The sequence below is a fragment of the Pectobacterium sp. CHL-2024 genome, from assembly GCF_044751765.1.
In the GTDB taxonomy this organism is placed as follows: domain Bacteria; phylum Pseudomonadota; class Gammaproteobacteria; order Enterobacterales; family Enterobacteriaceae; genus Pectobacterium; species Pectobacterium brasiliense.
This window is the reverse complement of record NZ_JBIXKO010000001.1, coordinates 731,668-744,939: the sequence shown is the minus strand read 5'-3', so window position 1 is coordinate 744,939 and position 13,272 is coordinate 731,668. Positions and strand designations below refer to the sequence as shown.

The following is a 13,272-nucleotide window of genomic DNA, read 5'->3' as shown; positions in this document are numbered from 1 at the left end:
CTATTTTTTGGTGATAGTGACGACATGAATGCTTTGTTTGCCAGTACGGCGCGGGGATTGGAAGAGTTATTGAAAAGCGAACTCGAATCATTGGGTGCGCAGTCCTGTGCGGTTGTGCAGGGCGGTGTCCATTTTGAGGGTGACAATCGCCTGCTGTACCAGAGCCTGCTGTGGAGCCGTCTGGCATCGCGCATTCTGCTGCCGCTGAATGAATTCAAGGTACACAGCGATCTGGATCTGTATCTGGGCGTGCAGGCGATTGACTGGTCAACGATCTTCAGCATCGATAAAACCTTTGCCGTGCATTTTACCGGTACCAATGAAGATATCCGTAACAGTCAGTACGGCGCATTAAAAGTTAAAGATGCGATTGTGGATAGCTTCACGCGCAAAACCGGACAGCGTCCAGACGTGGCGAAACAGCAGCCGGATATTCGCATTAATGTCTTTTTGCAGCGTGATACGGCCAGCGTGTCGCTGGATTTAAGCGGCGACGGCTTGCACCAGCGCGGCTACCGCGATCTGGCGGGGCTGGCACCGCTAAAAGAGAATCTGGCGGCGGCGATTGTTTTACGTTCTGGCTGGAAGAGTGGCACGCCGCTGGTCGATCCGATGTGTGGTTCCGGTACGTTGCTGATCGAAGCCGCTATGATCGCGTCCGATCGCGCGCCCGGTTTGCATCGTACGCACTGGGGGTTTAACGCCTGGTTAAAACACGATACTGAGCTATGGCGTGAAGTGACGGCCGAAGCACAGCAGCGCGCTCGTCAGGGGTTACAGGCGACGACATCGCGCTTCTTCGGGTCGGATAACGACCGTCGAGTGATTGAGATCGCCAAAGCCAATGCGCGTCGTGCAGGCGTTGCCGAACTGATTTCTTTCGACGTGAGGGATGCCGCACAGCTAAAAAATCCACTGCCGGAAGGCCCGAAAGGCACGGTTGTCAGCAACCCGCCTTACGGTGAGCGTCTGGAAAGTGAACCCGCGCTGATTGCCCTGCACAATATGCTGGGTCGTAAGATGAAAAGCGACTTTGGTGGCTGGCAGCTTTCGCTGTTCAGTGCATCGCCGGAGCTGCTGAGCTGTCTGCAACTGCGCGCCGAGCGCCAATTCAAAGCGAAAAACGGCCCGCTGGACTGCGTGCAGAAAAATTATCAACTGGCGGAAACGCAGGGTGAATCTGCGGGGCAAATCGCAGAAGACTTTGCCAACCGTCTGCGTAAAAACCTGCGCAAGCTGGAGAAATGGGCGAAGCAGCAGGGAATTGAATGCTATCGCCTCTACGATGCCGATCTGCCTGAATATAATGTGGCGGTTGACCGCTACGGCAGTTGGGTTGTCGTTCAAGAGTATGCGCCACCGAAAACCATTGATGCCCAGAAAGCCCGCCAGCGCCTGTTTGATGTGATCAACGCGACGCTGAGCGTGCTGGAATTACCGTCGAACCGTTTGGTGCTGAAAACGCGCGAACGCCAGAAGGGCAAAAACCAGTACGAGAAACTGGCGCAGAAAGGCGATTTCCTGCTGATGGAAGAGTTTGGCGCCAAGCTGTGGGTCAACCTGACCGACTACCTCGATACTGGTCTATTCCTCGACCACCGTATCGCCCGCAAAATGCTGGGTGAGATGAGCCGTGGCAAAGATTTCCTTAACCTGTTTGCCTACACCGGCACGGCTAGCGTACACGCTGGACTGGGCGGCGCACGTTCAACGACCACCGTCGATATGTCACGTACCTATCTGGAATGGGCTGAGAAAAACCTGCGGGTGAATGGCCTGACCGGGCGTCAGCATCGCCTGATTCAGGCGGATTGCCTGTCATGGTTACATAACGCCAGTGAACAGTTCGATGTGATCTTTATTGACCCGCCGACCTTCTCCAACTCAAAACGCATGGAAGAGTCGTTTGATGTCCAGCGCGATCATCTGGCGCTTATGAAGGATCTCAAACGTCTGCTGCGCCGTGGCGGCACCATCATGTTCTCGAATAATAAACGCGGCTTCCAGATGGATACCGCTGGCCTGACCGCGCTGGGGCTGAACGCCAAAGAAATTACCGCGCAGACCCAATCGCAGGATTTTGCCCGTAATCGTCAAATTCATAACTGCTGGCTGCTAACGCATGCCGGTGAGGAAAAGTAACCGATGTCTTTAATCAGTGTTTCAGGTGCGTGGCTGTCGTTCAGCGATGCGCCGCTGTTGGATAACACCGAACTCCATATCGAAGAGAATGAACGCGTTTGTCTGGTTGGCCGCAACGGTGCCGGAAAATCGACCCTGCTGAAAATTCTGGCCAAAGAGATCCCGCTGGATGATGGTCGTATCACCTATGAACAGGATCTGATTGTCGCGCGCCTGCAACAGGATCCCCCGCGGGATGTTGCTGGTAGCGTTTTTGATTTTGTTGCTGAAGGGGTCGCCGCACAGGCGGATCACTTGAAAAACTATCACGCCATGCTGCGTCTGGTGGAAAGTGATCCGAGCGAAAAGAACCTGAATCAATTGGCTAAGTTGCAGGACGTTCTGGAGCATCAGGGTCTGTGGCAGCTGGAAAGCCGCATTCACGAAGTGCTGGAACAACTTGGTCTGTCCGCCGATGCGCCGCTGGCTTCGCTTTCCGGTGGCTGGCTGCGTAAAGCCGCACTCGGCAGAGCGCTGGTGAGTTCGCCGCGTGTGCTGCTGCTGGATGAACCGACTAACCACTTGGATATTGAAACCATTGACTGGCTGGAAACCTTCCTGAAAACGTTCCAGGGCAGCATTATCTTTATCTCCCATGACCGTTCGTTTATTCGCAATATGGCAACCCGTATCGTCGATCTTGACCGCGGTAAGCTGGTTTCCTGGCCGGGTAACTACGATAAATATCTGGAAGGGAAAGAAGAAGCGCTGCGGGTGGAAGATCTGCAAAATGCGGAGTTCGATCGCAAATTGGCGCAGGAAGAAGTGTGGATCCGTCAGGGCATCAAAGCTCGTCGTACCCGTAACGAAGGTCGCGTGCGGGCGCTGAAAGCCATGCGTCAGGAACGCGCGCAGCGCCGTGAAGTAATGGGCTCGGCGAAAATGCAGGTTGAAGAAGCCGCCCGCTCCGGCAAGATTGTGTTTGAGCTGGAGGACGTGAACTATCATGTTGACCAGGGTTCTCTGGGTGAAAAGAAAGTGCTGACGCGCAATTTCTCCGCTCAGGTACAGCGTGGCGACAAGATTGCGCTGGTGGGGCCGAATGGCTGCGGTAAAACCACGCTGCTAAAATTGATGCTGGGTGGATTGGAGCCGGTCAGCGGTCGTGTGCACTGTGGCACAAAATTGGAAGTTGCCTATTTCGATCAGCACCGTGCTGAACTCGATCCAGAACGTACGGTGATGGACAACCTGGCGGAAGGTAAACAGGAAGTGATGGTCAACGGCCGCTCACGTCATGTGTTGGGCTATTTGCAGGACTTCCTGTTCCATCCGAAACGTGCCATGACGCCAGTAAAAGCACTCTCGGGTGGGGAGCGTAACCGCCTGCTACTGGCGCGCTTGTTCCTTAAGCCCAGCAACCTGTTGATTCTTGATGAACCGACCAACGATCTGGACGTGGAAACGCTGGAGTTGCTGGAAGAGTTAATCGAAAGCTATCAGGGAACGGTTCTGCTGGTCAGCCACGACCGTCAATTCGTCGATAATTCGGTGACTGAATGCTGGATCTTTGAAGGTGACGGCAAGATTTCCCGCTTTGTCGGTGGGTATTACGACGCACAACAGCAGCGTGCCACGGCCACGCCACTGCGAACGACGGCTGCGCCAGCAGTAACCGCAACAGCGCCGGCGGCGAGCACCGCACCGTCCGCTAAACGAAGCGCGGGGAAATTAAGTTATAACCAGCAGCGCGAATTAGATCAGTTGCCGCTGCGTCTTGAGCAACTGGAGCAAGAAATTGCGTCGTTGCAAGCACAGATGAGCGACGCCAATTTCTTCAGCCGTCCACATGACGAAACGCAGCAGGTCTTAAGCGCTCTGGCGGAAGCGGAAAGCTCGCTGGAAACCTGTTTCGAACGTTGGGAAGAGCTGGAAGCACAGAAAAACGGCTAATACGCGTGGTTGTGTGACACCATCAATACGGGCGCAACATCTCGTATTGATGGGCTTTCAGTCATAAGCTGACGACGTTTTGAAGGAGAGAATGCGTGTGTTCCCATCACGATCGGCATGACCCTGATCTTCAACAAAAAGAGCGTCATCAAGACAAACACGATCTTCAACGTGATCCCGCTCATGAGCATAGCCCTGAACACGAACATCATCACCATGATGACTATATGCTTTGCCCGCAGTGCGACCTGCTGGTGGAATTACCTGAGCTGTTACACGGCCAGAAAGCGACCTGTCCACGCTGTAAAACTGCACTAACCAGCTGCCAGACGGAACCGCGTAAACGGCCGGTTGGCTATGCGGTGAGCGCGCTATTTATGCTATTGCTGGCAAACCTCTTCCCCTTCGTTTCTATGCGTGTTGCGGGGATCACCAGCGAAATTACCCTGATACAAATTCCTAAAGTGATGGTGGCGGAAAACTATGCCAGCGTCGCGACGCTGTTTATGCTTTTTGTCCAACTGGTCCCGGCTTTCAGTATGGCGACGCTCATTCTGCTTTGCCTGCATGCTTCGCTACCGCTGGCGTTGAAAAAAAGTTTGGGCAAAATGCTGTTCCACCTCAAAAGCTGGGGGATGGCAGAGATTTTTCTGGCTGGCGTGCTGGTCAGCTTTGTCAAACTCATGGCCTATGGTGACATCGGCATCGGCACCAGTTTTATGCCTTTTGTCCTGTTCTGTTTGCTACAGCTGCTGGCCTTCCAAAGCCTCGATCGCCGCTGGCTGTGGAATGACATCGTGCCGCCGCCCGCGCTGCCTGCGCCACCGGTTCTGGGACAAAGCGGGCTATCGCAAGGGCTGCGCTCGTGTTCATGCTGCACCGCTATTCTGCCAGCCAACCAGTTAATATGCCCGCGCTGCCACTCACGTGGGCATGCCCGTAAGAAGCACAGCCTGCAATGGACGCTGGCACTGCTGATTACCTCCGTCATGCTGTATATCCCCTCGAATCTGATGCCGATCATGGTGACCGAAGCCTTCGGCGATCGCATGGGATCGACGATTATGTCGGGCGTCATCCTGCTGTGGGGAATGGGGTCTTACCCTGTCGCGCTGGTGATTTTTGTTGCCAGCGTCATGGTGCCATCACTAAAAATGCTGGCGCTAGGCTGGCTTTGCTGGCAGGCCAATGGCAAAACCAAAAAAACGGAAGACAGCGAGCGCATGCATGTCATCTATGAGATGGTTGAGTTTGTTGGACGCTGGTCGATGATTGATGTGTTCGTTATTGCCGTCTTGTCGGCGATGGTGCGCATCGGTCGCCTGATGAGTATTTATCCCGCCGTTGGGGCGGTGTTGTTCGCGGCCGTGGTGATTCTGACCATGTTTGCCGCGATGATGTTTGATCCCCGTTTGTTGTGGGATCGTCGCGATGATGTTCTTCATAAGGAGCCTGCCGTTGGCGAAAGATAACCATGCCATTGCGGATGTAGAAACAATTAAACGCTGGTCTCCGGTCTGGATTGTACCGATTGTCACGGTACTGATCGGTGCCTGGATACTGTTTTACCATTTCAGCCATCAGGGGCCGCAAATTACGCTGATTACCAGCAACGCAGAAGGGATTGAAGCGGGAAAAACTGCCATCAAAAGCCGTAGCGTAGACGTTGGGGTGGTAGAGAGCGTCGTGCTGAGTGACGACCTCCACCGAGTGGAGATCAAAGCACGCCTGCATGACGGTATGGATAAACTGCTCAAGCAGGACTCCGCTTTCTGGGTGGTGAAGCCGCAAATTGGTCGCGAAGGCGTTTCCGGTTTGGGGACGCTCTTATCCGGCGCTTACATTGAGCTACAGCCCGGAGCCAGTAAAGAGGGTAAAAGCGAGTTTACCCTGCTGGATGCGCCGCCGCTGGCCTCGCCGGATGCGAAAGGCATTAGGGTGATATTGGACAGCGAGCAATCCGGGCAGTTGAATGCAGGCGATCCGGTTCTGTTCCGCGGCTATCGGGTGGGGTCGGTGGAAACCAGCGAATTCGATCCGAAAGCGCGCAAGATGCGCTACCAGCTGTTTATCTCTGCGCCGTATGACGGTTTGGTTACGACCAACGTCCGTTTCTGGAAAGACAGCGGCGTCGCGTTCGATATGTCGGCGCAGGGCATGCGTGTCGAAATGGGGTCGCTGACTACGCTATTCAGCGGTGGCGTGAGCTTTGATGTCCCTGCCGGGTGGGAACTGGGCGATGCGGCCAAGACAATGGCGCAGTACCGACTGTTTGATAGCCAGCGCAGTATTCAGGACTCGCTATACACCGAATATAAAGAGTATTTGCTGTTCTTCAGCGAATCGATCCGTGGTCTACAGGCGGGGGCGCCAGTTGAATTCCGCGGCATTCGACTGGGCACGGTTGCCGAAGCGCCATTTTTCCCAAAAAATATGAAGCAGGATCTGGATGATGATTATCGCATTCCGGTGCTGATTCGTATTGAACCCGATCGGTTCGAGAAGAAGATTGGCGGCTCGTTCGATTTTGAACAGCATCTGCAGCAAGCCCAGTCGCTGGGGCTGCGCGCGTCGATGAAGTCGGCTAACCTTCTGACGGGCGCGCTCTATATCGATCTCGATTTTTATCCAAAAGAGAAAGTGGATAAACAGCTGTTCGTTCTGGACGGCTACCCGGTTCTGCCTACCATTGACGGTGGCCTGTCACAGATTCAGCAGAAGCTGATGGCCGTGCTGGATAAGGTGAATAACCTGCCGCTGAACCCGATGGTCAATGAAGCCACGAAGACGCTGACGGAAAGTCAGGCAACGCTGCGCGAAATGCAAAAAACGATGGCAACGCTGAACAAGCTGACGTCCAGCAAAGCGATGCAGGATCTGCCGGAAGATATGCAAAAAACGTTGCTTGAATTGAATCGCAGTATGAAAGGCTTCCAGCCCGGCTCACCGGCGTATAACAAGATGGTGGCGGATATGCAGCGGTTGGATCAGGTGCTACGGGAGCTACAGCCTGTGCTGCGTACCCTGAATGAGAAAAGTAATGCGTTGGTCTTTGAGGCCTCGGGTAGTCAGGATCCTCAGCCGAAGAGGGCAAAATAATGATGAAAGCATGGACACTGGTTCTGGCTTTGGTATTGAGCGCGTGCAGCAGTAGCAATACGCAGAAAACGTACTATCAACTGCCGACAATCGCGGATGCCAATACGCCACAGGCTGTGGTGACTCAGGGTCACCCGCTATGGGTGGAACATGTCAGCGTGGCAGATTATCTCGCCAATGCAGGCTTGGTTTATCAGACTAACGATGTGCAATATGTCATTGCCAGTAACAATCTGTGGGCGAGCCCGTTAGATCAGCAATTGCAGCAGGCGCTGGTGACGAACCTGGGGCATAAACTGCCCGGTTGGGTCGTGACCACGCAGCCGCAGGGAAGCGATCAGGCACTGCTAAACGTGACGGTTACGGGCTTTCACGGCCGTTATGATGGCAATGTTATCGTGCGCGGAGAGTGGATGCTGACCTATCAGAGCAAAGTGGTTAAGCGACCCTTTAGCGTAGTGCTACCACAAACGGAAGACGGCTATGACGCGCTAGTGAAAACGTTGGCGCAAGGCTGGCAGCAGGTTTCCCAGTCGATTGCCCAGCAGGCGGATACGCTGAAATAACGATGACAGGCACTCGGTATTATCCGGTCACGGTTTGACACAAACAGCGTTCTAAGAAATCAGGCCTCTAAAGATGTAATGCTGTGATTGCATTACGTTTTTAGAGTTTTTTTATTGTTTTCAATTAGTTAGGTTTTTCGGTTCTTTAACGGGGAAAATTCTTATTTTGGATCACAAATATGACACTGGCGTGAATTTTGCGCCTTGACCTTTGGCGACAGAATCGGTATTGATAGTCTGTGGTTGCTTACAAAGTAATCATTGTTTTCTTTCCACCAGATAAATAATGAGGGAAATAAGGCATGAAGAGACAGAAACGCGATCGCCTGGAACGGGCTCATTCACGTGGTTATCAAGCTGGTATTGTCGGTAGACCAAAGGAATTTTGTCCTTATCAATCAATTAATGCCCGGTCTTACTGGTTGGGAGGCTGGCGAAAAGCCATGGAGGACAGGGCTGTTACCGCTTAGCGCGCCTTGTCATTAGAGGGAACGCCTCCGCTTTTGCGGAGGCTTTTGTTTTTAGGGGCTAATAGCCCTGATTCTGCCTCTCAGTATCAATCGATACCGAGTTCACCGCTGACAGTCACGATCAATACGTACGATCAATAGATACGTTCAACAGACATACCGGCTTCGAGTCATGATCCGAGGCTTCGCTATTCCTGTAACGTTATTTACCTATTAATTTCGATTTCGATCATTTTTCCTCTATTTTTTAATCGTTATTGCTCGATACTGTCTTTAAATTGAGCGAATGAGGTGATTTTTCATTATTTATTGTTAAAAAATCTATCATTACTACCTGGATGGTATGGCTCAAGGCGGCAATGTAGTGTAGTTTTTTGTTCGGAATTTTCTGAAAAGCGGTTAGAGAGAAGAATATCGTGAAATTACGAACCAGAATTGCACTGCTATGCGGTACGACCTTGCTAGGGATGTTAATTTTATCAGCGGTGGCGCTGAATACGCTCTATAACACGATGATGAGCGAACGCACTGGCCAGCTTTCTACGCTGGTTCAACTGGCTCACGCGGCAGCACAAAAGGCATATGAGCTTGAGAAAAGCGGTCAGCTGTCACGTGAGGACGCAGAGAAAGAGGCCAAACGGGCAATTAGCAGTTTCCATCAGGACGATCGCTATTTCTTCGTACGCGGCTATACGAATGATGTGAACTACGTTCACCCTAACCCTAAACGCATTGGCATTGTCGATGCCAATGGCGGTAAAGAGGCGGGAGAACGCTACCGTGCGTCACTTCAAGACAATACGATTGGCACGGTGATCGCGGAAGGGACGCGTCCGGGGCAGCAGAATAAAGTTGAGAAGCTTTATGCCGTCATTAAATTCGAGCCTTGGGATTGGACGATTGGCTACGGTGACTATATTGACGATATCCAACAAACGTTCTGGCACAACGCGCTGATCCTGCTGTCTTTAGGGCTGGTTCTGCTGTTAATCATTTCCGCGTTTGCATGGAATATGCTGCGTACGCTGATGCGCCAACTTGGCGGCGAGCCGCAATATGCGGTGGAGGTTGTGCGCGAAATTGCGGAAGGCAATTTGCGCGTCGATGTTGAAACGAAGCCGGGCGACCAAACCAGTATTCTTTACGCTATCCGTGCGATGCGCGACAACCTGTCGCATCTGGTTAATCAGGTTCGCAGTAGTACCAATTCCATTGCCACAGCCTCGACGCAGATTGCATCGGGTAATGGCGATTTGTCTGCCCGTACCGAATCACAGTCCAGCGCATTAGAGCAAACGGCATCGGCAATGGAACAGCTGACCGCAACGGTGAAACAGAATGCAGATAACGCGCGCTATGCAAATGAACTCGCGGTGTCGGCATCGGATGTCGCGGTGCGTGGTGGGGATGTTGTCAGCCGGGTCGTGGTGACGATGGATTCCATCAGTACATCATCGCGTAAGATTGTGGATATCATCGGCGTGATTGACAGCATCGCTTTCCAGACGAATATTCTGGCGCTGAATGCGGCGGTAGAGGCGGCACGGGCCGGTGAACAAGGCCGCGGCTTCGCCGTCGTCGCAAGTGAAGTTCGCACGCTGGCGCAGCGCTCTGCCTCCGCTGCTCGGGAAATTAAAGGCTTGATTGATGATTCGGTTGCCAAGGTGGGCGAGGGCACGGATTTCGTGAAGCAGGCTGGCGATACGATGAGTGAAGTCGTTGAAAGCGTACACCGCGTAACGTCCATGATGGGCGAGATTAGCGTGGCGAGTGCAGAGCAGCGTTCCGGTATTGAACAGGTCAATCTCGCGATATCGCAGATGGATCAGAGTACCGAACAGAATGCGGCGTTGGTTGAAGAAGCATTGGCTGCGGCACACTCGCTGAGTGAACAGGCACAAGAGCTGTCACGCACCGTTGAACAATTCCGCGTTGATGAGTCTGCGGGCAACTATCTGGCTCTGGCAAGATAGCAGGAGCAACAAACGGCAGGGTTCAGATATCAGCGTGAACTCTGCCGAGGCTTCTCACCCGTTCCAACGATATAAAAGAAAACGCCCCTGACTTAAGTCAAGGGCGTTTTTTTATTTTCCCTTTGTTTACTACGGCAGTAAAGCAGGGCGAATAGGGATTTTTTTGACAGGTTTATGACTTAATAAGAAATAATATCTGACTCTAAATAAAAATCTCATTCATCATCTCTGTATCGATGCCTGATACGGGTTTCGGTATTGAATCATCCATAAAAAGCGCCCAACATTCAGCCTTCAAAAGGAATGTTTTACTGTCAAAGGAAAATGACAATGCCGGGTGCTGCTCGTCTCAACGACACTGGAAGTGGTCATGACTGTTTCCCTGAAACCCCGATAATCGAAGGCAGTTCTGATGTAATTATTAATGGTCAGCCTGCTGCCCGACAAGGTGATAGCGTTCTGCTTCATGGTTGTCCCTGTCCCAATGCACCACATGGTGTTCATCCCCGAAAAATCGCCGAAGGTTCATCGACCGTCATTATTAACGGCAAGCCTGCTGCGCGTATTGGGGATGGCATCAATTGCGGTGGTGTCATTGTTTCCGGCAGTGGCAATGTCATTATTGGTGATACACCCCATCGTTCTCCCGTTCAGGACTGTGCTAAACAGGCAGCATTAACCCGCGCGCCATTGCTGGCATTAACACCGATGCTGGCTGTAGAGCCTGTTTTTGCCAAGTCCTGTTTACGTGGCGCGGGTTGTACCGATGCGGGAAAGGAAGACGAGCCACAGGGCAATATTGGGGACATGAGTTTTTATGTCGCCGAGCCTGTTGGTAAGCCTATCACTCCAGATGATAAACCGAGTGAAGTGAAACAGTATGCGCAGGCAGCGAAAAAGAAAAATACGTCTTCTGTTGTTTCTCCTCCTCAGTCATTTGCCGGAAAAAACGAACCGTTACCCAAGACCCCGCCCGGTGCGATTAACAAGCCTCAGATACCCCCGATGGAGCCGTGGTATAAAACGATATTTGACTTGTTAGTGGGTAAAGCGGATGCGGCAATGTTGCCACCACCTCAACAACTGGTGATGGCAGGGACGGCAGCACAGGCGGGGGCGACCGCTGCTGCGGGTGGCGCTGTAGCGCAGGCCAATCAGGATGCAGCAAAGGCACTGACACATCAGATGAAACGATTTTCTGGTCCATCAATCTGGCAAGGCCAGTTGCAGATGGCGCAGAGTTTTTTGCTAATGGGAGCATTGATTCAGCAACATCTGAAAGGTGAAAAAGACGATTTGCTGACACAGGAAAAGCTACTGGAGGTAGCGAAGAAGCAGGGAACGGTGCCCAGCCGTGTTCGTTATCAGTGGGTGGAAGATGAGGAAACAGGCAGACTGAAGGCGGTTGGCTACCACACCAGTATGGAAAGTGGTCGCGATCAGGTGCGTGTCAGATTACTGAAACATGATTTCCCCAATAACCGTTACGAGTTCTGGGAAGAAGGCGCAACCGGACCAACGATTTTATGGACGCCGGATAATCCGGGTATGGAATTACCCACGGATACGGCACACGGTGAACAGCCTGTTATTCCGTCAGCCATACCGGGATTTGAAATTCCAGAGATGGATGATGTCAGCATTCTCGCTACACCGATGCCGGACGAGAAGGATTTTCGGGATTACATTCTGGTGTTCCCTGAGAATGCGTTTCCACCGATTTATGTTTATCTGAGCGAGGATAATTCACCATATATCACTAAAGATGGTGTTCTTCAAAATTCAGATAAAGCAACCATTGATAAAAATAAACTGACAGGTTATGCATTAAATCCTGAACATCCAGTCGGAGGACATAAAGCTAAAGTTTTTGAATCTGCGTTAGGTTATAATCAATCCAATGTGGACGACCTTATTGAGCAAGTTAGACTTGGCGCAGGATCAAGTCCTGCGGCATTAGGTAATGCAACTAACTATGGACAGCAGGTTATTGTTGATATACCGATTGAAGGTATAAATGGGAGTTCAGCTATTGTTAGGACAGGTTGGTTTTTTGACAATGGTTCCGATGTTCCTCGGTTAGCAACAATTTATGTGAAGGGTAAGTAATGATGGTTTATTCTTTATTTGATGTTATTTCTTTAAAAAATGATCTTCCAGAGGAAGGATTGAAAAAAGGAATGCTAGGGGCTATTGTTCACATTTATAATGAGCCATCCCCTGCATATGAGATAGAATTTTGTGATGATAATGGCGAGACACTGGCCTGTATCACATTAACACCAGACTGTTTCAGTAAGGTTGATTTTAAAAAGTAGTCTGATGATTTACTTGTTAAAATAAAAATATCATAACGACGAACTGTAATCAAAAAAATTAAATAGCAGCACAACAATTTGTATGTGCTGCTCAACTTCCCGCACAATTAAAATTGTGGCCTTAATGCGTTATCCCCATGGCTGTTTCCTTAGCCTACTGGAATCACTTCTGGCGTATGAAAAGTACGAAATAACAGATCAAACCGTTCCCAAAGAACGAAGATCAAAATTTCTTTTGCCTTGGGTTCATCCAGTTCAACAACGGCGTAAATCAATGCCCGACACTGATCGATGATTTCTTCCAGTTCCAGTGGGGTGTTATCGAACATGATAAACCTCCGTTGCTGGATGTTGAGATGTGGCAAAAAAAGCAGTAGCCAGATGCAGATTTTCAGGAAGGGAATAGGTAAACTGACAGACAGCCATAGCGTTACTCCGTATAACGTTGAGGTTAGCCCTTGTCTGGTATTGCAAGTACCTTTCAGGGGCGAAGCTGGTTCATAGGTAGCCTTGTATGCAGACGTGAACCTTTTCGGTTGCAATTTAAGGCTAGAAGTAGTGCTAGTCAATTGTTAAGCGTGATACAAAAAAATCCACGACAGGTAAGTCTCCCACTTTTCAGATCGCATAGCTCCATAACTAAGTTAGGAGTCGGATAACGATACTGTGAATATGGGCTGCTTTAAGGAATTCGCTCGGCAGGAACCGATAAAGCAAGGGATTGAGCCAAAGATTAACCCTTAAATTATGGTTGTAAAATTTGTTATTCGTA

At 51.1% G+C, this 13,272-nt stretch carries 10 protein-coding genes and 1 pseudogene; 10 read left to right on the top strand and 1 reads right to left on the bottom strand.

Annotated elements, in window-relative coordinates:
* Positions 1-24: 24 nt before the first annotated feature.
* The 10 genes and pseudogenes from rlmKL (at position 25) to ACIPUG_RS03310 (ending at position 12,500) form a co-directional block, all read left to right on the top strand.
* Complete coding sequence (gene rlmKL, locus ACIPUG_RS03355; RefSeq protein ID WP_400337289.1) at positions 25-2,142, top strand: bifunctional 23S rRNA (guanine(2069)-N(7))-methyltransferase RlmK/23S rRNA (guanine(2445)-N(2))-methyltransferase RlmL; 2,118 nt, start codon at positions 25-27, stop codon at positions 2,140-2,142.
* A 3-nt stretch (positions 2,143-2,145) separates the two neighbouring features.
* The gene (locus ACIPUG_RS03350; protein ID WP_400337287.1) at positions 2,146-4,074 is read left to right on the top strand and encodes an ABC transporter ATP-binding protein; all 1,929 of its coding nucleotides are present in this window, start codon (positions 2,146-2,148) and stop codon (positions 4,072-4,074) included.
* Between the two features lie 95 nt (positions 4,075-4,169).
* A complete protein-coding gene (gene pqiA, locus ACIPUG_RS03345) occupies positions 4,170-5,546 on the top strand; it encodes a membrane integrity-associated transporter subunit PqiA (RefSeq protein WP_400337285.1) in 1,377 nt (458 codons plus the stop codon).
* A complete protein-coding gene (gene pqiB, locus ACIPUG_RS03340) occupies positions 5,506-7,173 on the top strand; it encodes an intermembrane transport protein PqiB (protein WP_400337283.1) in 1,668 nt (555 codons plus the stop codon). The genes pqiA and pqiB overlap by 41 nt, the downstream gene beginning before the upstream one ends.
* Positions 7,173-7,739, top strand: coding sequence for a membrane integrity-associated transporter subunit PqiC (pqiC, locus tag ACIPUG_RS03335; RefSeq protein ID WP_400337281.1), 567 nt, complete (start codon positions 7,173-7,175; stop codon positions 7,737-7,739). Before pqiB ends, pqiC begins: the two co-directional genes overlap by 1 nt.
* Before the next feature lie 302 nt (positions 7,740-8,041).
* A complete protein-coding gene (gene rmf / locus ACIPUG_RS03330) occupies positions 8,042-8,209 on the top strand; it encodes a ribosome modulation factor (RefSeq protein ID WP_010276992.1) in 168 nt (55 codons plus the stop codon).
* Positions 8,210-8,625: 416 nt separating this feature from the next.
* The gene (locus ACIPUG_RS03325) at positions 8,626-10,182 is read left to right on the top strand and encodes a methyl-accepting chemotaxis protein (RefSeq protein ID WP_400337279.1); all 1,557 of its coding nucleotides are present in this window, start codon (positions 8,626-8,628) and stop codon (positions 10,180-10,182) included.
* 330 nt (positions 10,183-10,512) lie between these two features.
* Positions 10,513-11,922: pseudogene (locus ACIPUG_RS03320) on the top strand (type VI secretion system PAAR protein); the annotation flags it as partial.
* Complete coding sequence (locus tag ACIPUG_RS03315; protein ID WP_400337582.1) at positions 11,902-12,291, top strand: DUF6883 domain-containing protein; 390 nt, start codon at positions 11,902-11,904, stop codon at positions 12,289-12,291. The pseudogene ACIPUG_RS03320 and the gene ACIPUG_RS03315, both read left to right, overlap by 21 nt.
* Positions 12,291-12,500, top strand: a complete 210-nt coding sequence (locus ACIPUG_RS03310; protein WP_081377796.1) for a DUF4926 domain-containing protein — start codon at positions 12,291-12,293, stop codon at positions 12,498-12,500. The genes ACIPUG_RS03315 and ACIPUG_RS03310 overlap by 1 nt, the downstream gene beginning before the upstream one ends.
* A gap of 149 nt (positions 12,501-12,649) precedes the next feature.
* Here the strand turns inward: ACIPUG_RS03310 and ACIPUG_RS03305 are convergent, their stop codons facing one another.
* The gene (locus tag ACIPUG_RS03305) at positions 12,650-12,829 is read right to left on the bottom strand and encodes a hypothetical protein (RefSeq protein ID WP_100016978.1); all 180 of its coding nucleotides are present in this window, start codon (positions 12,827-12,829) and stop codon (positions 12,650-12,652) included.
* Positions 12,830-13,272 lie beyond the last annotated feature (443 nt).